At 48.5% G+C, this 25,075-nt stretch carries 25 protein-coding genes; 2 read left to right on the top strand and 23 right to left on the bottom strand.

Going from position 1 to position 25,075, the window contains the following annotated elements; all coding sequences use genetic code 11:
- The 5 genes from AC6ESP_RS17010 to AC6ESP_RS16990 all read right to left on the bottom strand — a co-directional run bounded on the left by AC6ESP_RS17010 (nt 1) and on the right by AC6ESP_RS16990 (nt 7,506).
- Nucleotides 1–873: a carbohydrate ABC transporter permease gene (locus AC6ESP_RS17010; RefSeq protein WP_497097974.1), complete on the bottom strand. Its 873-nt coding sequence runs from the start codon at nt 871–873 to the stop codon at nt 1–3.
- Nucleotides 874–987: 114 nt separating this feature from the next.
- Nucleotides 988–3,882 carry an extracellular solute-binding protein gene (locus tag AC6ESP_RS17005; RefSeq protein WP_497097973.1) on the bottom strand — a complete coding sequence of 965 codons (2,895 nt, stop codon included), beginning with the start codon at nt 3,880–3,882 and terminating at the stop codon, nt 988–990.
- 130 nt (nt 3,883–4,012) lie between these two features.
- Entirely contained in the window at nt 4,013–5,404 is a 1,392-nt protein-coding gene (locus AC6ESP_RS17000; protein WP_497097917.1) for an ABC transporter substrate-binding protein, read from the bottom strand.
- A gap of 369 nt (nt 5,405–5,773) precedes the next feature.
- Complete coding sequence (locus tag AC6ESP_RS16995) at nt 5,774–6,817, bottom strand: LacI family DNA-binding transcriptional regulator (RefSeq protein ID WP_497097916.1); 1,044 nt, start codon at nt 6,815–6,817, stop codon at nt 5,774–5,776.
- A gap of 212 nt (nt 6,818–7,029) precedes the next feature.
- Complete coding sequence (locus tag AC6ESP_RS16990) at nt 7,030–7,506, bottom strand: methyl-accepting chemotaxis protein (protein ID WP_497097915.1); 477 nt, start codon at nt 7,504–7,506, stop codon at nt 7,030–7,032.
- A gap of 283 nt (nt 7,507–7,789) precedes the next feature.
- Between AC6ESP_RS16990 and nagZ the strand changes: the two genes are divergently transcribed.
- Nucleotides 7,790–9,004: a beta-N-acetylhexosaminidase gene (gene nagZ / locus AC6ESP_RS16985; protein WP_497097914.1), complete on the top strand. Its 1,215-nt coding sequence runs from the start codon at nt 7,790–7,792 to the stop codon at nt 9,002–9,004.
- 9 nt (nt 9,005–9,013) lie between these two features.
- On the opposite strand, the gene nadX is transcribed toward nagZ, so the two are convergent.
- On the bottom strand, nt 9,014–9,817 hold the full coding sequence (gene nadX / locus AC6ESP_RS16980) for an aspartate dehydrogenase (RefSeq protein ID WP_497097913.1): 804 nt from the start codon (nt 9,815–9,817) through the stop codon (nt 9,014–9,016).
- Between the two features lie 89 nt (nt 9,818–9,906).
- On the opposite strand from nadX, the gene AC6ESP_RS16975 reads away from it, so the two are divergent.
- A complete protein-coding gene (locus tag AC6ESP_RS16975) occupies nt 9,907–10,242 on the top strand; it encodes a 2Fe-2S iron-sulfur cluster-binding protein (RefSeq protein ID WP_497097912.1) in 336 nt (111 codons plus the stop codon).
- A gap of 62 nt (nt 10,243–10,304) precedes the next feature.
- Here AC6ESP_RS16975 and AC6ESP_RS16970 read toward each other — a convergent pair whose 3' ends face one another.
- From AC6ESP_RS16970 to AC6ESP_RS16890, 17 genes are all read right to left on the bottom strand, one after another.
- Nucleotides 10,305–10,604 carry a hypothetical protein gene (locus AC6ESP_RS16970; RefSeq protein WP_497097911.1) on the bottom strand — a complete coding sequence of 100 codons (300 nt, stop codon included), beginning with the start codon at nt 10,602–10,604 and terminating at the stop codon, nt 10,305–10,307.
- Between the two features lie 45 nt (nt 10,605–10,649).
- On the bottom strand, nt 10,650–10,934 hold the full coding sequence (locus AC6ESP_RS16965) for a 2Fe-2S iron-sulfur cluster-binding protein (protein WP_497097910.1): 285 nt from the start codon (nt 10,932–10,934) through the stop codon (nt 10,650–10,652).
- A 46-nt stretch (nt 10,935–10,980) separates the two neighbouring features.
- Nucleotides 10,981–11,655 (bottom strand): GntR family transcriptional regulator, encoded by a 675-nt coding sequence (locus AC6ESP_RS16960; protein WP_497097909.1) that lies wholly within the window; start codon nt 11,653–11,655, stop codon nt 10,981–10,983.
- A 107-nt stretch (nt 11,656–11,762) separates the two neighbouring features.
- Nucleotides 11,763–12,236 carry a GlcG/HbpS family heme-binding protein gene (locus AC6ESP_RS16955; protein WP_497097908.1) on the bottom strand — a complete coding sequence of 158 codons (474 nt, stop codon included), beginning with the start codon at nt 12,234–12,236 and terminating at the stop codon, nt 11,763–11,765.
- A 21-nt stretch (nt 12,237–12,257) separates the two neighbouring features.
- The gene (locus AC6ESP_RS16950) at nt 12,258–13,748 is read right to left on the bottom strand and encodes an aldehyde dehydrogenase family protein (RefSeq protein WP_497097907.1); all 1,491 of its coding nucleotides are present in this window, start codon (nt 13,746–13,748) and stop codon (nt 12,258–12,260) included.
- Between the two features lie 86 nt (nt 13,749–13,834).
- Entirely contained in the window at nt 13,835–14,542 is a 708-nt protein-coding gene (locus tag AC6ESP_RS16945; protein WP_497097906.1) for an iron-containing redox enzyme family protein, read from the bottom strand.
- 94 nt (nt 14,543–14,636) lie between these two features.
- The gene (locus AC6ESP_RS16940; protein ID WP_497097905.1) at nt 14,637–15,416 is read right to left on the bottom strand and encodes a creatininase family protein; all 780 of its coding nucleotides are present in this window, start codon (nt 15,414–15,416) and stop codon (nt 14,637–14,639) included.
- Entirely contained in the window at nt 15,409–16,293 is an 885-nt protein-coding gene (locus AC6ESP_RS16935) for an ABC transporter permease (protein ID WP_497097904.1), read from the bottom strand. The genes AC6ESP_RS16940 and AC6ESP_RS16935 overlap by 8 nt, the downstream gene beginning before the upstream one ends.
- Nucleotides 16,274–17,047, bottom strand: coding sequence for an ABC transporter ATP-binding protein (locus AC6ESP_RS16930; protein WP_497097903.1), 774 nt, complete (start codon nt 17,045–17,047; stop codon nt 16,274–16,276). The genes AC6ESP_RS16935 and AC6ESP_RS16930 overlap by 20 nt, the downstream gene beginning before the upstream one ends.
- 15 nt (nt 17,048–17,062) lie before the next feature.
- The gene (locus tag AC6ESP_RS16925; protein WP_497097902.1) at nt 17,063–18,142 is read right to left on the bottom strand and encodes an ABC transporter substrate-binding protein; all 1,080 of its coding nucleotides are present in this window, start codon (nt 18,140–18,142) and stop codon (nt 17,063–17,065) included.
- Between the two features lie 31 nt (nt 18,143–18,173).
- Nucleotides 18,174–19,220 carry a Nif3-like dinuclear metal center hexameric protein gene (locus tag AC6ESP_RS16920; protein WP_497097901.1) on the bottom strand — a complete coding sequence of 349 codons (1,047 nt, stop codon included), beginning with the start codon at nt 19,218–19,220 and terminating at the stop codon, nt 18,174–18,176.
- Between the two features lie 369 nt (nt 19,221–19,589).
- Nucleotides 19,590–19,949, bottom strand: a complete 360-nt coding sequence (locus tag AC6ESP_RS16915) for a Na-translocating system protein MpsC family protein (protein ID WP_497097900.1) — start codon at nt 19,947–19,949, stop codon at nt 19,590–19,592.
- A 178-nt stretch (nt 19,950–20,127) separates the two neighbouring features.
- Nucleotides 20,128–20,337, bottom strand: a complete 210-nt coding sequence (locus AC6ESP_RS16910; protein WP_497097899.1) for a hypothetical protein — start codon at nt 20,335–20,337, stop codon at nt 20,128–20,130.
- A 210-nt stretch (nt 20,338–20,547) separates the two neighbouring features.
- Complete coding sequence (locus AC6ESP_RS16905; protein WP_497097898.1) at nt 20,548–20,748, bottom strand: cold-shock protein; 201 nt, start codon at nt 20,746–20,748, stop codon at nt 20,548–20,550.
- A gap of 262 nt (nt 20,749–21,010) precedes the next feature.
- The gene (locus AC6ESP_RS16900; RefSeq protein ID WP_497097897.1) at nt 21,011–21,679 is read right to left on the bottom strand and encodes a hypothetical protein; all 669 of its coding nucleotides are present in this window, start codon (nt 21,677–21,679) and stop codon (nt 21,011–21,013) included.
- A gap of 515 nt (nt 21,680–22,194) precedes the next feature.
- Nucleotides 22,195–23,919, bottom strand: a complete 1,725-nt coding sequence (gene ilvB / locus AC6ESP_RS16895) for a biosynthetic-type acetolactate synthase large subunit (RefSeq protein WP_497097972.1) — start codon at nt 23,917–23,919, stop codon at nt 22,195–22,197.
- A gap of 774 nt (nt 23,920–24,693) precedes the next feature.
- Nucleotides 24,694–24,942: an alpha-L-arabinofuranosidase C-terminal domain-containing protein gene (locus AC6ESP_RS16890; protein ID WP_497097971.1), complete on the bottom strand. Its 249-nt coding sequence runs from the start codon at nt 24,940–24,942 to the stop codon at nt 24,694–24,696.
- Between the last annotated feature and the right edge of the window lie 133 nt (nt 24,943–25,075).

Below are 25,075 nucleotides of genomic sequence, written 5' to 3'. Positions count from 1 at the left end.
TTATTCCCCCACCCTCTTCAGCAACTTTTGAACGACCAGATTGGTGCCCAGCATGAGAATAAACAGTACAGTGGCGATCGCGGAAGCATACCCCATCTCGAATCGAATCGTTCCATAATCCACCAGATGGGTAACGACCGTATGCGCGCCATACTGTACGCTCGGAAAGCCCGCAAGCGCCATCGCAACGTCGGCAACCGCAAGGGAAGACGTAATCTGGATGACAGCGCCGAACATCAGCTGCGGCCGCATCGAAGGAAGCGTTATGAACCACAGCTCCTGCCAGCGATTCTTCACGCCATCCACAGCTCCTGCCTCATATAGCGTGCGGTCAACCGTCTGCAGACCAGCAATAAACGCCAGGAAGCTTGTTCCGAGACTTAGCCACAATTGAACGATAATAATGATCGTCAGCATATACTCTGGATCTTGCAGCCATTGAATCGGTTCATAGATGAAGCCGATCTTCATCAGGAAACCGTTTATAATCCCGTACGAATCGCTGGAAAAAATAATCTGCCAGATAAAGAAGACATTCCCCGATATGGAAGGTGCGAAAAACACGAGCGTCATAAAGGCTCTAACCTTCGGGTTAAGCTCATTGATGAGCCATGCAAATACAAAACAGGCAATATAGCTCACCGGACCGGTAATGACGGCAAAGATCAGCGTATTCTTAAGTCCAATTAGGAACACATCATCGTTCCAGAGCAGCTTGGAATAGTTCTCCCAGCCGACCCAGCGTGGGAATTCAAGCATATTGAAATGCGTAAAGCTGAAGAAGATCGATATGATGACCGGGAGCACGGTAAACAACAGAAACAGCACCATATAAGGAGCCAGTAGAACAAACAGATGTTTGTCCCGCTTCATATCCTTGACGAACAGCTCCCATTTCCCCTGCAGCCTTGCAGGACGGCCCTTGGGCTGCATCATGATCTCAGCTGCCATTTTCGTTTTCTGCAAAAGAGTCCCTCCCTAGTCCCTTCAGTCCAACTTAAACTCGTCTCTTTTTTGCTCAATTTCATAGTCAATTTCTTGCACATAGTCATATAAAGCATCAGCTGTATTCGTCCCGTTGTTGATGACTTCACGCAGTGCATTATCCAAATGTCTGCCCGTGAAATAGCCGCCGGGAACCTCTGGCACGCCCTGTACCCATTGCCATTGCTCTTCGAGATTGCGATAATCGCGTGCTGGCCAAGGAAGCTCCTTAAGCGCTTCTGTGTTCGCGGTTGGATAACGCGCCGCGGCGCCCATCAGCCCCTCCATCTCTCTGCCAAAGCGTACCTGAGCATCCTTGCCGACCCACCATTTCATGAATTCCCAAGCAGCGTCTTTGTTCTTCGCCTGCTTGAGCATAACTGCGGCCGTCCCCCCGCTGGCAACGTCCCGGCGAATGGTGCCATCAGGCTGCATCGTGCCCGGAACGGGGACGAACTCCCACAAGCCCTTGATCTCTGGCGCTGATACAGTTAAGTAGTTGTAGAAGGTGTAATCCTGGATGCCGACCGGCATTTCACCTGTCCGGAAGCGCATCGGGAAATCAAAGATTAGAGGCAGCTTGTAGCTCGTATAGAAATCGGTCCATTTTTTGAATGCAGCCAGCCCTACCTCTGTATCCAGTCCGCTCTTCGCCCCATCCTTCATATAGAAGGAACCATCCATCTGGTATAAAAGCATAGCATAGGCACGGTTCGCCTCCAGCACGGGGACACCCGTCGCCTGGGCAATCGGCAGCGCCATATCCATATGATGCTTCTGCAGCACAGGGATCATCGCATATACATCTTCCCAGGTTTGCGGCGGCTCCAAATTCAGCTCCTCTAGAATATCTTTCCGGTAGAACAGCATGTTGAAGATTTGCTGCTCAGGCAGAGCAAATACCTTACCGTCGAATCGATACGGGACAAGCGCGCTGTCTCGGAACTGCTGCACAATCGTGTCGTAGCCCGGGAATGGAGTCAAATCCTCCGCTGCGTTCCGCATGCCGAAGTTGACAGGAACATCGTTGCCGACCTGCATAGCAACGTCTGGCCCTTCACCAGCGAGCGATGCGCGAAGCAGCACATCCTGATTGACCAGCTTCAGATTGACCCCAATACCGGTCGACGGTGTGAACGTATCATCGATCATCGCTTTGAGCACCTGCGCCTGGTCGCGCCCTGTTCCAATCCATACCGTTATGGATTGCCCATCATCCGCCGTACTCCCGATCGTATCGTAATCCTCGAAGAAGGAATGGAAGAAAGACGATACCTCGTGAACGACTTTCTTGGCAGCCGAGGCATTCGCTTTGGGCAGCTTTACATCAGGAGAGGCCAGCGCCAAGTAATCGATTTCGAGCGGCTGCTCTCTAACCTGAAGGATCCAGGCGCCTACGCTGCCTACATTAATTTTGAATTGAGCCAGCCGCTTCTGGACCGTTTCCGGCTTCTTCGCCAGGTCTTCCAGCTGATAGGCCGTTTTGTTCAAAATCGCCGTTTTGTCGCTCTTCTCTCCCGTCAGCCGCACCAGCTCCTCCGACACAGCGTACAGAATGTCGCTCTGCTCTTGGAACACGTCAACCATGTCGGGAATTTGTTTATCTAATTGATAATCCCGGTATGGATCGGGAACATTGCCGGTAATCATCAAGATTTTTCGATACATGGCATTGATTTCTAGAACACTTGCCTCTACTTGACGAATGAGCGGTGCAATTGCCCCGAGACTAACCTCAAGCTTAAGCTCGTGTTTCCCTTTGGTTAAATAGAATAAATAAGGCTCTTCCCCGTTGCCGAGTACATTCATCTGCCAATCCGAGTCGTAGTAAAACGGAATTTGCGTCATTTCCTGAAATGGAATTTCTCCATCAATCCAGAGTGAGCGTGTCGAATAAATGCCCCGCAGCAGTTCCTGCCTATTCTTGATTGCAATTCGGTATAATCCGTCCTCAGGCACTTCCATATCCCATGCAATCCATTGCCCCGGCACCCGCCAATTGTTGCCGCCAATCGTGTTCATTCTAATCTTGGATACGTCATAAGGCTCGGTTGATGGACTGGAACGGTCAGAGATTGGATATAACGTTGGCGATGATTTGTAAGAGGCATGCTCGCCTTGCACTTTGATCAGATGCCCACTCGTCTCTGTATACCCCTTGGACTGGTATGCGGGTTCTACCTCTTCATAAGCAGCGGGCGCTTCATAGCGATACAGCTTAATATAGTCGATCGCCATCGGCTCCCGGGAGGATACCAGTGTCAATGTGTGCTTGCCGGAAGAGAAATAGAAGAGATACGGTTCTTCGTAGTAGCCCTCGGTATCTCTCAGCAGAGATTCCTGCCACATCGGCGCCTCAATCTGACGCGGCCGAAGCTCGTTATCCCGGTTATCCAACGCGATTTGATTACTTTCATTGGCCCATACACGGTGAAAAGTCAAGTTTCTGGCGCTGTTGAACGGAAGCTCTCCGTCGATCCATAACTCCCTTTCGATCGAGGAGCTTTTGCCTTCAATTGGATAATAGCGAATACCGATATGATAGAGGCCGGATTGCGGCACCTCCACGGTCCATCCAATCGAGCCGCTCTCACCCGTCTTCACGAAATCGCCTGTCAGACCACCAAGCTCACCTACGATTTCCGGACTCATTTCACTCGCACTTACGTAATCAGCCCCTTGAATCACAACTTCCTCATTGGGCCGTTCTTCATCTGCGTACTGTTCCAAATAATGCTCATAGCTGTTCCCAGCTGCATTCGACAAAGCACTCTCGCTGCTGCTTGCTTCAGCCTCAATCGACGTCGCGACCTGAGCTCCGGCCGCGCCAGATTGCGATATAGGGAAAACCAATATCGAGATCAGCATAGTGATGACAAGCATCCACGTGACTGTCATTCTGGAAAATGCGATTTTCACCTAATTGCCCCCTTCTGCCAACTAGCGAAATCTACTGTGGCGGGCAACCGCCCGGTCTTCCTCCGCTTACCAAAATACCGGGCAGCCCGCTGTACACCTCTATCAAGCTCTACTCTTTCTTCTCCTGCTCACCGCTTAATACTTTCTCTGCAGCCGCCTGTGCTGGGCCGACCACCTGTGCAACCCCAGTTGAAGGCGTAATCTCACCCTTCACGAACTTGCCGGTTACCGTATCAAGCTGATCCTTGATGCCTAGACCTCCGAAGCGTCCACCGAATACACGCTGCACCTTACCATCGTCATTCATAGCGTTCGCGATGGAGGTTTCATCCGGCAGCACATTCTCAAGCGACAATCTTCTGTTATCCTGCCAGTTGTCGAAGTCCTGCAGCTCCTCCCAGATCCTCACGATAACATCTGCATCCTTAACGCCTTTTGGTATCACATAAGCTGCCGTTTGTCCGAGCGGATCGAAGTACGTAGTTGCCTGCGGTCCTTTCGGCATGTACACGTATCCCCATTCATCCTTCATCTTGTCGAGAATACGCCCCTCGATTTCCCACAAGCCGCCCGGATACATAGCAATTGTGCCCTCTGCAAAATATTTCGCCGGATCTTCCCAGTCGTTACCTTCGTTTTCCTTCACGACCTTATGCTCGGTATACAGGCTGTGCTCGAAGTTAAGCGCTTCCATAGCTGCCGGAGAATCAAACGCTACTTTTTTATTGACCTCATCGTAGATAATGCCTCCGTTGCTCGCGATCAACAGCTCAGAGAAAATATAATGTGCGCCAGCCAGACCATATTGGTCAGCTTTCCCGTCACCATTATTGTCTACCGTCAATTGCTTAGCTGCATCAAGCATTGTCGTCCAATTCCAGTTGTCTTCGTCCATTAGCTGCTGTGGATCCTTCAAGCCTGCTTCCTTGAAAATCCGTTTATTGTAGAACATCCCGCTATCGTTAGGGTTGAACCAGCTCTCCAAGCCCACTACATTCTGGCCGCCGAAGCGCATCGATTCAACTACATCCGATGCAATGCGGGTATTCTCCAAATAATCATCCAGCGGAAGCACGAATCCGCCCTGCATCAAGCCCCAGATAAATCCATCAGGTAACCTGACGATTTCGGCGAAAGGATCGTTGGCCAGAACAGAGGAGGACAGCTTCTCTGTAGTGGACCAGTACTCGGTATTCAAATATTTGATTTTGACATTATACTTTTCTTCCACCTTCTTGATTCTTTCGCGGGCCAATTCATCCGCTTCGGAATCTCCTACAGGAGTTGCATCCCACCAATGGGATATCCGGATCTCTCTTCCACCCAGATCGGCGGCTGGCGCTTCTGGCTCCTCGGTTGGTGCCGGCGTTGCCTCTGTTTCAACCGGAGCTTGGGTCACCGGTGTATTCCCCCCGTTATTACTGCTGCAGGCAGACAAAATCATCAATACAGCCGTTAATACAATAAGCAGCATCGGTTTCATCTTTTTCATCTGTTTCATTGTTCAGCACGCTCCCCTAATAAATGATCAAACGAATAAGGCATAATTGCTCAGTGAAACAATCGCCTCTACCCTCCCTGACAGGAAATTTTATATAGTGGCAGCTGCCATTATATAACCATTCAAGATACCCAATACTTCAGAAAAACAGTAAAACTAGGTAACCCGCGATGCAATGTAAGGGCTTTCATGAAACCCATTTCATTATAGCTCGCTTCCTTTTCATGGTCAATATGAAAGTTTATATTTTTCAAAGGTTTTTGTAGCCAGAGCTTTTTTAGATACAAGAAAAAGCAGCAGCCAGAACGATCTGGTTGCTGCTCTACAGAGTACTCACGAACGGATAAGCGGTATTGTTTGGGGATTCATTTAATCGACGTCAGGCTGACTCTGCTGCTGCCTCGTGCTCTGCCTAATCACTAGCTGAGGCTCAAGCGAGGTATGCTTTTTCACCTTTTCTTTGTTGATCATCGCTTGGAGAACTTTAACTGCCGTCCTCCCAAGCTTATTCGCCTGCTGAGAAACGGTCGTTAGCTCGGGGGTGAAATGATGCGCCAATGGAATATCATCGAATCCAACGATGGACATATCGTCGGGAATTTTAAGTCCAGACTCCGTAGCCGCTTTAATTGCACCAATTGCTGTATAATCGTTGACACAGAATACCGCAGTTGGCCGCTCCTTCATAGCAAGCAGCTTCAGCATTTGGCGTTTGCCTGAATCAATAGAGAAGCTGTCCGGCAATATCCAGCGCTCCCGAACCTCAAGCCCCTCATCCTTCATCACTTTGCGGAATGCGCGCAGCTTGATTGTTGTCGTCGTCATGTGGCTTTCCCCGCCAAGAAAGCCGATTTCTGTATGCCCGAGCTCAATTAAATGCCGAACTGCTAGAGCAGTGCCGGCCGATTCGTCGGTGGTGACTCTGATCAGATCCGTGTTGCGCAGGCCTCCATTGAGCAGTACAGTCGGAATAACCGCGGCATGCTGTACGAGCTCCTGCACCAAATGCTCTTCACAGTGCCTCAGATTAATTCTCCCGCCCATAAATAGTATGCCGTCCACACGTTTCTCCCGCATAATACTGAGATATTCTGATTCCCTGACATAATCACCAATGGAATTAGTGAGCAGAAAGGTATATCCCGCCTGCTGTGCCTCCTGCTCCGCCCCGAAGAACACTTCAGGGAAAAAGGGATTGGTCAGGTCAGGCACGATTACGCCGATAATGCCTGTTTCTTTTTTCAGGAGGCTTCTCGCCATTGCATTAGGCTGAAAGTGGTACTTTTGAATAAGCTCCTCAATCTTGGCTCTTGTAGATCCCTTTACCGGAGCGGTATCGTTCAATACCCGGGATACAGTCGCAACCGATACCTTGGCCTCTTTTGCAATGTCATATATAGTGACCTGTCTCAAGCCTAACGCATCCTTCCTGCTATCAATTCTCGTCCCATTATAGCAAAACCAGACATTTTATGAAATGGGTTTCAGAATTCACACATAAACTAGGCAGGCTCGTCTATTCAACGATTGTCCTGCCTGTATCCTCTTGCATGAGTCTGTTACTGAATTCTAGGTCTCAGCCGCAGAGTGCGACTATGGTCCCATCTACATCCATCTTAACCGGCCTACAGCTTGAACTTCACTATTGCTTCCTCTAGCCTAACGCTTCTCTTCTTCAATAACTCCGTTGTGTCGGCTATACGCTTCGCTGCTTCCAATTGATTAATAGTCATCTGTTGAATGGAAAAGGTAATCCCCTCTGCAGCTATTGAGATCTGGGCGATCTGCTCTACTGAAGCGGCAACCTCTTCGGAGCCTGCCAGTACCTCTTCAGCAGCGGCAGAAATCTCTTGGATCTGACTGCTCACATGAATGAACTTATCAATTGTATGGTTGAACAGCGTCTCCGCTTGGTCCGATAACTCAGTCCCTTTCATCATCTCCTCGCTGCCCAGCAGCATCTTCTCATGTATATGAACGGTCTCTTGTTTGATTTGTTGCAGAAGCGATGTAATATGCAACGCAGATACGGAGGAGGTTTCCGCAAGCTTACGGACGGTCTGCGATGCTAGTAATCGAATCAAGCACCGGTTCAATTTCATTCATATAGGTATCCAGAACCCGTACGGAATTCGTTGTCTGCAAGGCAGCTCCCGAGATAGACGCGACTTGTTGAATCTAGTCATGATGCCATGCCCCTTTAGCCCTAATATGTATAAAAGTCTTCTGTTATTCCCTCTATTTTCCTATCTGTTCGACAAGTTTCAGTACTTTTCTTTCTGAACTATATTTTCACCCACCCAGTATTTCCCTCCAAATTAAGTCCATACTAATGCTATCTCTGGCTCAGCATGCTGACGCAGCATTTAGGAGGAGAACGCATCTATGAATAGGAAAATTCTAATTATGTCCGCATTATTAGGGATTGGCTTAATCCTGCTAAGCTGTGGCAATTCGGGGGCACAGCAGCCTATTCCGTCCACACCCCCTACATCAGCAGCAGAAGATCCCATAGCGGAGCAAATAGCCCATATGTCTCTGGAAGAGAAGCTGGGGCAGCTGGTCATTGTTGGAATTGAAGGGACAGCTATCGACTCCCATGCGATCGACATGATTGGGCAGCATCATGTCGGAGGGTTTATTTTTTATAAGGACAATATCACTTCAGCTTCTCAGACGGTCCATTTCATTAATCAATTAAAAGAGGTTAGCCGTACGAGCAGCGATATTCCTCTCTGGCTTAGCTTGGATCAAGAAGGCGGAAGAGTCAGCCGGATGCCGAATGATTTCGTCCAGCTTCCTGCTGCAGCGGCGGTCGGACATCAGGATGATTCCGCATATACACAGCGCATTGGACAAGCATTAGGCATGGAGACGCGAGTCCTTGGCTTCAACATGAATTTCGCGCCTGTTCTCGACATTAACAGCAATCCCAAAAACCCCATAATCGGTGATCGTTCCTTCGGCTCTGAGCCCCAAGCTGTCATCAAGCATGGAATTGAGACGATGAAGGCGATACAAGCTGAGCATGTCGTACCCGTCGTCAAGCATTTCCCCGGTCATGGGGACACCTCTGTCGATTCGCATCTCGAATTGCCTGTTGTGACTAAGAGCGCCAGTGAGCTTCAAGCCTTCGAGCTGCTGCCTTTTGCCGAGGCTGTTAAGCAAGGGGCAGATGCCGTTATGGTAGCGCATATTTTATTCCCCCAAATCGATGCCAGCAGCCCCGCTTCGTTGTCTGGTACAATCATTCATGATATTTTGCGGCAAAAGCTTGGATTCAGCGGTGTTGTTATTACCGATGATATGACGATGGGCGGCATTGTTGACGACAACGATATCGGTGAAGCTGCTGTTCGATCCATACAAGCTGGCAGTGATATCCTGCTCATCGGCCATAATGACGAGGATCAGAAGAAGGTGCTTCAAGCTCTGGCACAGAGTGCCCGAGACGGAGAGCTGTCCATAGAGGAGATCGATGCCTGTACGGCCCGCATCCTGCGGCTCAAAGCCAAATATGGACTGACCGATGCTCCAATTGAGCCAGTCGATGTCAAGTCCATTAATGAACAGCTAAGCGCAGCACTGCATAAATCTTAACCACCAGAATCAGATGCCTATGATAATCGGGGAGGTCATATCCCTTATCGTCTTAACGACGCTCATCGCAACAATATAGCCGGTTTTCGGATTGCGGGCAGAGGGGGTATTCCGGATATGAAGCTGGATCTCCCCGAACCTCCCTTTTGCTTCTATCGTATGCGTATTATGACTGATGCCAGGGTCTACCCACACTTGAACCTTCGTTCTCTCGAAGCCAATGCCCGCCAGACTGAGTGCAGCCGACACATTGACACTCTCGGGGAAAAGCCTAGCGGATTCTCGTGCCGCCCCCTCGAAGAGACAGTACGGCTCACGGAGCTCCGCAAGCTGAACCTGCTGCTCCACCCAAGTTCCATACCATGCCCTTGGAGGCTTTCTTGTTACTAGTGTGACGCTCTCCATCCTTCCAACGCTGGCTGCCGCAATACGATCCAAGCCTCCAACAGCCGCCGAAGGAATATACAGCTTCCGTCCACATCGTGCAGCAGCTTTCGTTAGTCTTCCCAGCAGCTCATCATTGACGAGTGCACCTGCACTCACGACAAGAAGATCAGCGTCGTGAAGCAGTGCCCTCTCTCCATACCTCTCTACCGCCTCGTGTCCAGCACATTCCACCACTAAATCCAGCTTGCGAGAGAAGAATCGCTCTTCATTCTCCAGCCATTCATATTCAGCTGCCTCTATGTAACGGGAGACATCGCGCACGAGTATCGATGTTAGCTGTGCACCGCCAGCTTCCCCCTTCCTTATTGCTTGCGCGACCTCTTCCCCAATCGTTCCGTAACCGATTATTCCAACCTTCAGCATCATTAATAATCTCCTTTCACTTTTGGTATTTGGTATACCATATACCAAATGAGTGTGGTAAAATAAACCTAATCTGAATGGGAGGAATGCCTGTGCCAACTTTGAATTTTCAAACGTCGAGTAAATCTTGTGAGGTAGCTGTAGATACGAATCTGCTTCGTACATCCATTCGTTTCGAAGGAGGTGTTCCTTACAAATGTGGCGGTGGGATCTGCGGAACCTGTACCGTCCTCGTTGTCGAGGGGCATGAACAGCTTAGCAGAGTCATGAAGAAGGAAGTCATTCGGCTAGGTCAGGATAAGCTTAATCAAGGCTTCCGCCTTGCTTGCCAGACCTTCCTTACTGGCGATGTGACTATCGCATGGGGAGAAGACGCGCAGGAGCAATTGAATGCCACAGCCAGCCTGAGCAGAACTGTCGCGGAGTAATCCTTCTTGCGGGCGAATACACAAAAGATGCAGGCTCACACACCGCCCGCACCTCCTCTTGTTCATCCCACTCTAACAATCTTATTATCCTCATCTTGGTCGAGCTCATAGATTTCCTGCTCAACCTCCTCAAGCGTCTCAAACTTCGGGAACACCTTGATCGGAATGCTGTTATCGGGGAACACCTCCGACACACCTTGAATGACAATTCTCGTATCGGTATTCATAATGCGGCAGACCGAGAAGGTCGTCTTTTTTTTGCCAAAAAAATAATATTCGTAGTCTGCCACCTTAGCCAAATTCGGATTGTCGGTTACCGTACGATAGCGCTCGGTCGTTGTCATCATTACGAATTCACTCATAGGATCATCCTCCACCAATTGGATCACTTTGTGTATGCTTGCTTATTACTCCTGACGAAGCTCTATATCAGCTGATATATACAATTGACAGGCTAACCGAAAGCCAGCCTCCAGCTTGCTGCCGAGCATCTTGTTTTCCTTCCAATTCGGCTCCGCCAGCTGCTCACCGCCAGACATGACCTGTACCGTGCACTTCGTGCATTTGCCCATCCCACAGCCATACTTCAGATAAGGAAATTTCTTAACTCCAGCAAGCACGACCAAGTTACTGTTGGCCTGAACCTCCTGCTCATATACTAGACCGCTGTGATGCAAGATTACGCTCGGCATACCAAACCTCCGTCTGCACCATGCTCCTGTTCGTAGAGAATAGTGACTATTCCTTATTCAGCGCTTCTAAAAAAGCCAGCTTCGCGTTCTCAAGATGCAGCTTCGTATACTGCTCTGCCAGCTCCGGCTTGCCGTCACGAACCGCCTCAGCCAGATCACGATGCTCCTCCATCGCTTTCTCCAAGCGCCCTGGCTGCTCATAGCCGAGCTGGACAAAATTGCGTATATATTCCGATAAGCTATCCAGCATTTGCGTAAGACGCGGGCTGTGTGCTGCTCTGCAGATGACATCATTGATTTTGAAATGAAATGCCCAATGCTCCTGTCCCATCTGTGGCTGAGCAAGCGCCTGATCGATCTCCATCATAATATGAGTTAGCTCATCACGCTGGGAGGGATCGGCCTTCTCTGCCGCAAGCCTCATCGCCAAGCTCTCCAGTGAAGATAGAATGGTGAAAATCTCAATCACTTCTTCGGTCGACAGCTTCGATACGACAACCCCTTTGCGCGGAAGCGTTCGAACGAAGCCTTGCGACTCTAGCCGGAATAATGCTTCCCTTATCGGTGTACGGCTTACATTCAATTCGCCTGCCAGTTCACGCTCAATAATCCGATCACCTGATTGGTAGACTCCTTGCACGATAGCTTGTTTAATATAAAGATAGACTTTGTCACGGATGGGGCTTAATTGTTCATCGTTCCATATCGGCTTGTCTGGCATTTGGTATACCTCCGGGTTGTTGTTTCCCCTAGTGTAATCGATGAGAAGCAAGGTTTACAACAACCTGGGGTGAGGTATCCTTCAGCCAGCTTGGCTCCAAACCGTTGTTATTTCTTAATGTCCGCCTCCGTCACAACGTCATAGCCACTGCCGAGATACTGCTTCAGCGCTGTCAGCGCTGCGATGCCAACGGCAATATCCTGCTCGCCATTGCCGCCGCTTATCCCGATTCCACCGACGACCTCTCCATTCACAACGATTGGGAAGCCGCCGACGAAGATCGCGAACTTGCCGGGCATCATCGTATGAATGCCGAATGCTTCACCCGTCGTCGTTGCCGGACCGCCCGGCTGATTGAACAGATGTGTGGAGCGCCTATGCCCACTAGCTGTAAAAGCCTTCGCCATCGCAAGCTCTGGTCCGGTAATACGTGCTCCATTCATCCGCTCCAGCGCGATTACAAAGCCCCCATCATCACTAATACAGATCGTCTCCAGAGCATTCGCTGCTATGGCCGCCTGCTTGGCAGCCTCGATCATCACTCTCGCTTCTTCCAGCTCTAACTTTAACACCGGCTTCATGATCATCCCCCGTTCCTCGGTCTATCCTTTATCTAATTTAATCGGCAGCGCACCGTGATAGACCGTTTTTTCCATCAAATAAAAGGCAACGGCTCCTCGCCCGGATTCTCGGTAGGTAGCCGTGCTGGACATTTTCACGCCACCGAAAGGGGCATTATAGGCATTCCCTGTAGTTGGACGATTCACCTTAACGACACCAGACTGCACATGATTAATAAAATAAGCGGCTCGATCGCTATCAGCTGTGCAGATTGCAGCGGATAGGCCATACTCCACATCATTCGCGATATCGACTGCCTCCTTGAAGCTGCTCACCCGAATAATCGCTAATACCGGTCCGAAAATTTCCTCCTGTGCGATTCTCATTCGTGGAGAGACATCCGTAAAGATAGCTGGCGTTATAAAATAACCATCCGCGTATTCGCCCTCCAGAAGTCTATCCCCCCCGATGATAAGCTTCGCTCCATCCTCTATCCCAAGCTTAATATAGGACAGCACATTCGCTAATTGGCTTGCATTAGCCAGTGGTCCAATCTCTACGCCTGGCATCATACCTCCGCCGATAGTCAACCCTCCTGTCCTCTCAACCAGCCTCTGCACGAACGAATCATGCACTTCATCCATGACGATTATTCTGCTCGTACCTGTGCAGGCTTGACCGGTCAGCTCGAAGCCACCTTTAACCGCCAGATCAGCGGCATGCTCCAGATCAGCGTCTTCGAGCACAATAAGCGGGTTTTTACCACCGAGCTCCAGCTGAATCCGAGTCGACAATCTGACCGAACGGTTAATGCTCTCTCCTGCTGAGGTTGATCCGGTGAAGGTAACTGCTCTGACAGCCGGATGGGTTATGAGCATGGACCCGATCTGCGAGGACGATCCCGTTATGAAGTTGAGCACGCCAGCGGGCAGACCTGCTTCATGCAATGCTTCCACAAGCCGCAAAGCGATCAACGGTGTATCTGATGCGGGCTTGAATACAACTGTATTGCCTGTTGCGAGAGCCGGTGCAATCTTACGAGCAGGAATGGAGATCGGGAAATTCCACGGCGTAATAATCGTAACGACACCTAATGGCTCTTTTTTCGTGTAGACGAAGGTTGAATGGTCATCTGAAGGGAGTGTATCCCCATTCACATTCAGTCCCTCTGAAGCATAATACCGCAGCGTTTGCGCTGACCGCGTCACCTCCATACGGCTGCTGCCCAGCGTCTTACCTTCCTCACGAGTCAGCTCCGCGGCATATTGCTCCAGCTTCGCCTCCAGCAGATCCGCTGCTTTGTATAGAATTTCTGCTCGTTTGCTCGGAGCATGATCCCGCCATGCGGCGAATGCACCGTCAGCAGCCTCAATAGCTCGCCTGGCATCCTCCTCGACAGACGCTTGGAAGTGTCCAATCGTATCCGATACATCCGCCGGATTGGTATTATCGAACGTCTGTCCACTGACGGATAAAGTCCATTGCCCATTAATGAAGTTCCCATAGGTTTGAACTGCTGTCTTAATCGGCATCTTAATCTCCTTTCCTGATAATGAGGTTGTCGATCACTCCGACAATCGATAGTTCTACCGATCACTGTTGTTTCCGGAGGGCTTCTCTAATCCTTCGTTACGAATTCACGGGATATCGCGGCAATGTACATTCTGCGCATCTTAGTTGCTTCCGCTACGATCTCAATGCAGCGCTGCTGCTCCTCTGCTGTACGAGCATATTCAAGCACAATCTGATAGCCCCGCTCCCCATGTATTTCGTCGGATACGATATGCAGATCGAAGAATTCGACTTCCTCATCGGTGAAGCCGTATGCGGAGCGCAGGGTTGGCGTTTGTCTGCGATAGATCGATGGCACCTGCGATTCCAGTCCTACAACAAGCGCCGCTGTAGCGTACAGAAAATTTTCCTTCAGCGCCATTCGATAGCACCAGGATTGCAGGCCGATCGTCTCTGGCAGCAGCTCCTTCATGCCAACGACTCGCTCGCGCGTCGTCCCGCAGGCTTCCCCGAATCGAATGAGGAGATCTGTATGGCGGTCTCCACCCAGCTCCTCCTCCCACATATTCTGGAGCAAGAAATCTCTAGCATCCTCATGCGGACAATTCGCATAGATAGAGGCCAAGTATTCGGCGAATGGGCCTACATAGGCGTAATGCTGCTCCACCCATCTGGCAAAATGCTCTTTCTCCAGTTCTCCATTAGCCCACATCGTTGTAAAGGGAGCCTTGGCGACTGCATTGCCCTCTATGGCTTGCTCCAGAGCAAGGCGGAATTCCTCTTTGTTCATTATTCGAGAAATCGTTTGTGTCATTGTTCATTCTCCTCTCAACATTTCATGAATTAATGGCATATTGTATACCAAATTATATTAAAGGAATGCCGAAGCTGCTGCGAGAATGAAAGACTCACAGCATTTCCAGCACAGCCTTCGTCAATCGTTCAAGAGCAGTCTCGACAATCTCCTGTCCTATCTCTCTGCTAGCCATCGTCGCATCTCCCAAGCATCCATTGCGTGTCATCTCTTCATAATAATAAAAGCCCTGCAAGGGACTGCCCGGACGCAGCTTCTGCCATCGGCCCGATTGCACGATATCCCCTTTCTCCAATCTGTCCTCGCGTACAAGCTCCGGTGCCAGATACAGCGCCTCCGATACCTCTCTATCACAGCTATGTCCATATAGCTTAGAGGAGAGCAGACGATCCATAACATCCTTCGCCGATGCCGTCGTCTTGGCATAATAGAATTCAATGCTGAGCTCTCTCGTCAGCACATCTGCTGCTACACCAAGCGTTGCTTGATTGCCGCCATGAGCGTTAAGCACAAGAAATTTCTGAATTCCATGCGGCCTGAGCGACTTGATCATATCTCTTAACACCGCAATCAGCGTCTCAGGCTCAAGGGAAATCGTTCCTGGAAAATGCAGATGATGAGAGGATATCCCTAGATTCAGGGTAGGCGTCAGCAGCGCATTCGGATAGAGCCTCTCGACAAGGCGTTTGCCCATCTCCTCTGCCAGCACCGCATCACAGCTTTCTACCATATGAGGTCCATGCTGCTCATGGGCACCTAGTGGAATGATTGCGATTCGAACGCTTTTCAGCGCCTCCTGCACCTCCGGCCAAGTCATACTCGCTAATACATAGGATGTCGACATCCTATCGGCACCGTTCTTGCAATCATTCATGATGATATTTTTTCGAAGCAAACCGTCCTAACACATTAACCATGCTGTACAAAATAATAGATAGAAGCGCCAGCATCGCGATGCTCACCATAACAAGATTCATCTGGAACACCTGTCCGCCATATGTGATTAAGTATCCAAGCCCTGCCTTGGAGGATAGGAACTCACCCATAATGACCCCGACGAGCGTCAAGCCTACATTGACCTTTAAGGTAGCAATGAAATTCGGCACACTTGCTGGCAGTAGCACCATCTTAAGCATTTGACCCCGTGTCGCACCTAATGACTGCATCAGCTTGAGCTTCGTTTTGCTTATTTCCTTAAATCCGCTCTCGATCATGATAATCGTGACGATAATCGAGATCGCTACTGCCATCCCATAGATCGAGTAACGATCCCCCAGCCAGATGTAGAAGATCGGTCCGAGTGCTACCTTGGGCAATGCATTCAGCACGACGATGTAAGGCTCAAGCACCTTAGAGGCGAAGGTCGACCACCAGAATCCCACAGCAATCAACGTTCCCAGCAGCATGGAGACGACGATGCCGATGATGCTCTCTAGTCCGGTAATCCATGTATGACGGAATAATTCCCCTTGAAAAGCCAGCTCCACAAAGGAATGATAGATGCTCGTAGGACTGCTAGTAAGCATCGGATTAACCCAATTCCATTGGGCCGCCAGCTCCCATACGGCGAGAAACAGGAGCAGCAACATGAGCTGCGTGATACGGACTATCCGTTGTCTCCGCTTCTGGTTTCTCAGAAACTCGGTATATTGCGGAGTTGCCTGCTTCACCATCATTAATTGCGCTTGCGGCTCAGGTACACGCAGATTGGCACTCATCGTTGACGTTTCTCTAGCCGGCAGAGAAGACATGGCCCTCCAGCTCCCTCCATATGTTGTTGAAATACTGATTATACCGTCCTGCCTCCCGCTTTCTCAGAGGAGAGATTCCCTCCTCAAATTCCATGTTGTATACCGAAGAGATTGTGCTCGGCCTCTTCGACATGACCATGACGCGGTCCGCCATACTTATCGCTTCCGAAATATCATGCGTGACGAGAATGGCTGTCTTGCGCTGATCCTTAATAATAGTGAGAATCTCATCAGACAACGTTAACCTAGTCTGATAATCGAGCGCTGAGAAGGGCTCATCAAGCAGCAGAATATCCGGCTCTGTGACGAGAGTCCGTATGAGAGCTACACGTTGACGCATCCCTCCCGACAGCTGCGCAGGGTTATGATGGGCGAAGCCTCCAAGGCCATATCGCTCCAGCAGCCCGAGCGCCTTTCCCTCCGCTATCCGTCGATCCATCCTGCGAACCTCCGCACCTACGAGCAGATTGCTCAGCACATCCCGCCATTCGAACAAATGATCATGCTGCAGCATATAACCAACCTTGGGGGAAGTGCCTGTCACCTCTTCCCCGTCAATCAGCACCTTCCCCTTCGTAGGCTTATACATGCCTGAGATGATAGACAGCAGCGTGCTCTTACCACAACCGCTAGGCCCTACGATACTAATAAACTCCCCGCGATTTATTCCAATGTTAATATCCCGAAGCGCCTCTGTTTCTTGCTTCAAGGTGAAATAGCTTAAGCCTACCTCATTGAGCTCAATCTGCGGCATCAGTCTGCTCCCTTCCTACTTATTCACAAAGCTCATGTCCACGACATCTGTCATATTCGCAATCTTTTGTTCGGGCTTGAGAACCCCATTATCAATTAATGTCGTCTGAAGCGTCTCGAACAGCTCTGGCGTCAGCTCTGGTGTTGTCGACCATGTGTCTTGAGCCTTATAGCGCTCGATCGATGAAATAATGATTTCTTTGGATGTTCCCTCGAAGAATGGCATTAAGGCCGCCGCAATCTCATCATTCGTCGCTGTACTCAGCCACTTCGTCCCTTTAGTTACCGCGTTCACGAATTTCTGGATAACCTCTGGGTTTTTCTCCAAATAATCAGTCGTTGCTACATAAGAGGTTTCCGGGAATGCGCCGAAGGCTTCACCCATCGATGCGACATCATAAGCAACTCCTTCTTGCACCAATGTGGATGCTACCGGCTCGAACAGCTGGATGAAATCCCCTTTACCGCTGGTGAACGCACCTGCCATCGCTGGTGACGCCAGATTCGTAACGACATCAACATCAGTCACTTTCTCCTTCAGAAGCTGAGAGTTGAACACCATCTGAGGCGCACTGCCCGGTCTCCAGCCGATGACCGTCTTGCCTGAGAGATCACTCCATTCGAACGTATCCAGCTTCTCGCGGGATAATAGCACAGAGCCGTCCTTCATCGTCAGCTGGTGAAAAATCTTAATCTTCTTATCTCCCTCTTGATTGAAAATATAAATCGCTGTCTCAGGTCCCACCAGCGAGATGTCTGCTGTGCCAGCAATCAGAGCTGCCGCTCCTTTATCAGAGCCTTGGGCAGTGTTCATGTCAATCTCGAGGCCCTCTTCCTCGAAGAACCCTTGAGCCATTGCAATGTAATGCGGCGCGTAGAAGATCGACCTTATGACCTCCGAAAATTTCACCTTCACGATCTCTTGCTCAGCTGGCGTTGCTTCCGTCGGCTCTGGGGCTGCCGTCGTTGATGGTGATGGTGCTGCAGATGGTTCAGTAGTCGTTGAAGCAGCAGGTGCGTTGTTCCCGCATGCCGCCGCGAGCACCAACAATAGACTTACTACAAGCAGAGCAGCCGGATTCCTCATCTTCCCCATAGTTTCCCTTCCTCCCTCATATTTCTTCTATTTAGTTTATTTGAAAGGCATGAGACAACCTGGAGACTAAATGCTTATAAGCCATATCCCTGCCGTATTCAACCATCCTGCTATGTCCAACTTCCTTGACAGCAACTGCGGTAATACGTTCCCTGAGCAGGAAAACCTCCGTCTTCGGCAGCAGCTGCTCCAGTGCATATGCAAGCGGCAGGCCATTCTCATAGATCTCTACACAATGCGGATTGCCTACGATAAAGGTAAGTCCTCTCTCTTTCGCTAACGTCACGAATGGATGCTGCTCTCTCACACGACTAATGCTGACGATAATGGTATCGGTCTCTGGATACATCTCGAGCGCCTTCTCTAGATTGTCTAATGAGAACCCCGTATGGGGGAAAAAATGAAGAATGTGCTTCACCTGACTATCCGGCTCTCCACTCAGCAGCTGCGACGGATTCGCCTGCGTCGCCTCTAGGAGTCCAGTCTCTCCACGAATGGCGCGTTCCGCCTCAAGCAGATTCATATCGATTTCAGTTCCCATCCATTCATCGATTCTGTTCAAGATATCGCCAGCTGTTCGGATTCCTTCCAAAGCGATGCCCCGATGGAGCACATTGCCAGGAATGCCGCCGAAGCATATATCCGTACTCAGCTTCTGGTGCCCATGCAGCAGTGTCATGCCAGGATGAAGTCCATGGAACGCCTCGTGCATCTCGATGAGACACAGATCATAGAGAGGCAGATAATCGGCGAATGGCACACCTCCCGAATTAGCGGCATCTGCTACAGGATGATGCACAATAATGAGATCAAGCTTCATTGCAGATGCCATCTCGATCATCGATTCCGTAAGCGTCATCCCGACACCGATTCGTGCAACCGGCTTGCACTTATCTCCGAATATAAGGCCGGGAATTTCAAGCACGCTTTTGCCTGGTATATTCGAGGTTTTCATAACGACATAAGGGTTCGAGCCAGAGGTAATCTGATTCCAATCAGTGACCATCCTCCCCCGCGAAATATGGTTCAGCGCTTCAAGCACATGACCTACATTCGTCTTGCCATTGTCATTCGTCATTGTTCATCCACCCTCTCAAGCAGCGCTGGTTGACCGTTAATAGACAAAAAAACCGCCATCATGAGCATACGGGGTCTGTCTGGACCCAAATATGTCATAATAAGCGGTTGTAAAGCTCTCTACTTAAGAGTTCTTTAGCACCTGCCATATGTAGAGCTGTTGCCCTCTTATACAATGGAGCTCAATCTCTTCAGGAGAAGGATCAAATTCCTTAATACTGGAGGACATCCATCACATGTACCTGACCATCTTTTCACTTATCTATCAAAAACATGTACTATTTGTCATGTAATATAACACACACTTTCCAGAATCGTCAACAAAATAATTAAATTCTATTCATATATAACATTTATGTAACATCTTTTATTATGTACATTCTATCTCACTACCCATTATGATCACTGTTCCCGAGTATTCGGTAGCCGGATCATAGTCTTTCAGAATAAGCTTCACATCAAGCCCTAACATGTTCATCAAATGCTCCTTCAGCATCCTTTTATTCGCTTCCATTAACAGCATATCAACATTCGCAGTTAGCGCACGATGAGATTCATCGAGTATCTTGAGCGCGGGAATACGCTTATGGGTAGCGAATATGAACACCTTGTCCCCTGATATTTCTATCTTTTGCGACCTGATTCCTATTCCGAATATCTCCTGATTAACCGAGTTGTAGATTTTGATAATTTCCTGCTTCAATACCCCTGCTGGATACTGCTTTCCCACAACGCCACGCCCTCTCATAGGTATCATCCGCCATGTCAGAAAACCTCTCTTATCCAACTCTAGTATGAAACTAACCAAATTGCAACGACCGGGACACAATACGGATAAATCTTTGCACAAAAAGAAGCGGATCCGCTGACAATCCACAGATCCACTTCCTCTTCTCACTTCATACCCTTTATTTAACGAGCTCTTTCCTCCAGAAATCTATCACCGTATAATCCGTAAGCTCCATTGAAGCCCAAGATACTTTATACCTGAAGCCATAAGCCTCCATCATCGCAATCGTATTCTTCACCTCAGAGTTCTGCACTCTCAGTTCGATGGACAAACAGCTGCTAATTATAGTCATCAATTCATCATTACGCTCCACTGTGGAAGTCGTCATATTCTAATTATCCCTCCAATAATCCTGCGCTTAAGCTCTAACAAGTAATCAAACTCTATTGTAACCCACACCAACACCTTAGTTCCACGAAGAAAGTTCACCATATTATCCATAAATTCATTAGAGCAGGTACATAATTTACATATTTTTTGCTTATGATCGCATAAAAAAAAAGACCCTTAACGGATGTTAAGGGTCTTTTTTTTAATACTACAGTTTTACAACGTTCTCAGCTTGTGGTCCACGGTTGCCTTGAACAACGTTGAATTCTACGCGTTGACCTTCGTCAAGCGATTTGAATCCGTCGCCTTGGATAGCGGAGAAATGTACGAATACGTCATTTCCACCTTCAACTTCGATAAAACCAAAACCTTTTTCTGCGTTAAACCATTTCACTGTACCTTGTTCCATAATTGTGTAGCCTCCAATAATTTTATTTAACATGTTTATTTCTTAAGAAAACGAAAAATCACACATTGAAAAAAGTACCATTAACAAATGATTACCCTTTTCAATAAGTGATTAAGGTTTAATCTGTTTGTTTCATTTGCTGTTTGTTTCGCTTGTAGAGTTATTGTAGCACACTAAATAAAATAACACAACTAAGATATTCGGGCGCCTCAATTTAGCAAGTAATCCGGTCTAATCACAGCATACCCAGTAAGCATGAATGTTATACAAATTTTTTCAAAAGAATGGGTAAATGCCGCTTCAAGCCTTGGTTCACATTCGCAATCGCCTTCCTCCAGCCCGCTTCGTGCCTGGTTGCTGCAAGCTTAGCTGTCTCAAGAAGTGGATAGTCATACAGCCGACCTTCATACATGACTTCAAATTGGTTATGCACCAAGAAATGATGCGGTGTTACTTGTGTGGATGGGCAATCCCAGAGCTGCAGGCCTCCGTTCTTCAAGGCCTCAGCAACAAATTGCGAGCAGAAATAAGCATTCGCCGGCCGAAGATCGAGCTTCAGCAGCACGCCAACTAGTCCAATCAGATTGTAACGATACTTATACTGTTGCTGCTGGAATTCACGAATGACTTGAACGACAGCTGCCTGCTGCTCCCCAGTAACTGCAAGACGCAGCAAGATACTTCTCGTACCCGGAAAATGGCTGAATGTCCCCTCATACACATCCTCTTGCACAAATCCTGCAACTAATGGATTGTTCGCTGCTTTGCGGCCGAAGCTGAATACTTCCTTCAATTCCTCATCGAGCACTAGCGATGCGTGATTATAAGGCGCGTTGGTGAATCCTTTGATCAATCTCGTGAACACGGTGCCGGTATCGGTAAGGAGTACATACACATGACTATTTGCTTTGTTAGCTTGTCTAGTATCCACCATAACCGCCACCTCGCCATAATTATTTTTTCTATTCTATTCCGCTATCTACTAGAGGTCGAATAGGTTCAGAAAGGGATGAACAAGTATTACTTAAAATATACCAGCAGAAGCTGCTATCGAATAGTACCAATTCTATGTAGTACTGCGATTCTTATATTTTTTGAGCCTGACGGTTTGTTGGTTGATCCCAAGGCGGATACACACGTATCCCCTCTTGCCGCCTTTGCCTTCACGTGTATCTTTATCTTGTGTCTTAGCTGCAAGCAGTTCGCTGTGGATGCTATGATTCAATTTCCTCTATTCTGCTTTTACTAATCCACTCTAACTTCGAATATAGCAATCTTTCGTTGCCGAGCGTGTAACCCAAGAGCGTACCACAAAAAAAACCATACAATAAAGGATGACTTAGTATCCTACATTGTATGGTTCGCTTGTCTATCATCATGCAGATAGGCTATTACTTCAGTCCGACCGGACACCTTCAGTTTCATTATATTGCTGCTCCAGATCCATCAATTAAATTCCCCCATGATCATCTGATCCAGGGTTGTACCTCCAAGCACCATGGGATATACATTCTCATCCGCGGCAATATCGAACTCTACCAGTACAGGCCCCGGCGTATGCAAGGCTTCGTTCCACATCCGAGCAGCCTCCTCCTTGTTACTAGCACGCAGCCCCTTGATCCCATAAGCTTCGGCCAGCTTAACGAAATCAGGACTTCCCTCGAGATTAATCTGACTGTATCGCTTCGTGTACATGATTTCCTGTTGCTGTCTAACCATGCCAAGCACATGATTGTTGAGAACAACGATTTTGACAGGAAGCTGAAGAATGGCGCATACTGCCAGCTCCTGCGCGCACATCTGCATGCCTCCGTCCCCGTTAATGGATATAACCAGTCGATCCGGATTGCCAATCTGCGCCCCTATGGCAGAAGGAAAGCCGAATCCCATCGTTCCAAGGCCTCCAGAGGTCAAGAGCGAGCGTGGATGATTGAACTTATAGAATTGAGCAGCCCACATCTGGTGCTGTCCTACATCTGTCGTAATGATCGCATCGCCTTGCGATGTCTCATTGATTAGCTCGATTACATATTGCGGCTTGAGCTTTGTTTCTGAATCTGTATATCGCAGTGGATGCATAGAGCGATTTTTCTTTATTTCACTAAGCCAGCCGTCCGGTTGTGCAGCAATAGATTGTGTACGGGCATAAGCCAGAACCGCTTTTATATCACCTACAACACCAATATCCGTTTTTACGTTTTTGCCAATTTCCGCAGGATCAATATCAATATGAGCTATTAACTTCGCATTCGGGGCAAAACCATCTACCTTCATCGTCAGCCTGTCATCAAACCGTGCTCCGATCGAAATAACGAGATCAGCTTGCTGAATAGCCATATTTGCAGCATAGCAGCCATGATGCCCTGGCATACCAATCCACTGCTCATGCGCACTTGGGAACCCAGTCAAGCCGAGCAAGGTAGTCACAACTGGAATTTTTGTATGATCTATGAATGCAATCAGCTCCTCCGATGCATTCGAATGAACTACCCCGCCGCCTGCAATAATGATCGGCTTCTTTGACTCAGCAATAGCCTGAAGGAGTACATGAATTGGCTTATGATCAAGAACCGGATTTCCCTCGTAACCGCGAATATAGAGCTCCTGACAAGGTTCGTACAACAATTGGGCATTCGAAATATCCTTCGGAATATCGATTAGAACTGGACCCTTTCTGCCTGTGCTTGCAATATGGAACGCTTCATGCAGAATTCGTGGGATATCTTGGGCATCCTGTACAGCATAGCTGTGTTTGGTAATCGGCATCGTAATGCTAATGATATCCGCTTCTTGAAAAGCATCCGTTCCGATCAAGTGGGTCGGTACATTCGCCGTAATAATAACCATCGGTATAGAATCCATATAAGCTGTTGCGATTCCTGTTACAAGGTTCGTCGCACCCGGCCCGGAAGTGGCGATACATACACCAACCTTGCCTGTCGATCTGGCATAACCATCAGCAGCATGAACAGCGCCTTGCTCATGGCGAGTTAGAATATGCTTGAAATCCGAGTTCTGGGTCATAGCATCATAGATATATAGAGCATTACCTCCTGGATAACCGAATACTGTATCCACACCCTCTTCTAGCAATCCATGTAGCAGCGCCTCTGAGCCGGTAATCCGATGCTGTGCTGCTTGAGGTGATTCTAGCGCCAATAATGAGTTCATTGTTTTCAATTCGATGGCCTCCCCTAATTAAAATACCCCCTTTCATCCTCAGGCCACACAGCTGCACGCTGATCTGCCTTAAGGGACGAAAAGGGGTTATTTTCGCGGTACCACCCTGATTTGCTAGCATCTTGCGATTCCAGCCTCATGAGGTAAGGTTGCCCTTACCTGCAGCACGATAACGTGTGCGATTCCGGTTGAACCTACTCTATCGCATCCACCACAAACGAACAACGCAAGTGGATTCGAATTTCGATCAACAGCTCGGAGATGACCGCGTGCATCGCTTAAGGCAAAGGTCTCAGCATTTCCCTTGCTCTCTGGGCATTAGCTAATGCAGCTATTTCTCTTCATTGCTTGATATGAGATATTTGAACTGTATATAAACAACAAAAAACCCTTTCATCCCAAGGCCACAGCTGCACAGCTGATCTGCCTTAAGGGACGAAAGGGGTTAACTTTCGCGGTACCACCCTGATTTGCCGGTTATCTTACGATACGACCAGCCTCAAGAGGTAAGATGTTCTTACCTGCAGCACAATAACGTGTGCGATTCCGGTTGAGCCTACGCAACCGATCCATCATACATGGGTTCGGCCTTCGATCAACAGCTCCGAGCTGACTACATACATCGCTTAAGGCAAAGGTTGCAGCGTTCCCTTTGCTCTCTGAGCATAAGCAGACTTGTATGCTTTTCTCTTCAACGCTTTATAATGTTTTTCATAATAGCATAAGCATAATGGGGTTTCAATCATTTTTTAGAATAAGCGATAGTCAGTCAATGCCTTTGATTCTGAATATAGTGACGGAGTACATTGGGAATTCATAGTCAAACCGATCCCCATTAATGCTCATTGTACTTTCCTTAGGCTTGATTAGATCAGGCTGCTCGAAGCTATTCTCATCCTCAAGCGCATAGCCCGACAATTCGAATAGGTCTGCCTCATACATTCCGCTTGGCAGATCCAGTAATTCCACTGTTGTCTCAACGGCGCTATCCTGCATGTTAACGACCTTGACGATGACATCGCCTGTAGCGTCTTCAACGCTGGCATAATGAATTAATATTATTATTAATTGTAAACTAATATTGTTAACTCAACTTTAATATTAAATTGTAAATTAATCAACAACAAAAAGACTGCTCTTTGTGCGC

It is taken from the genome of Paenibacillus xinjiangensis, assembly GCF_059686975.1.
The sequence above is the reverse complement of the archived record's forward strand: the minus strand, read 5'-3'. Positions and strand labels throughout refer to the sequence as shown.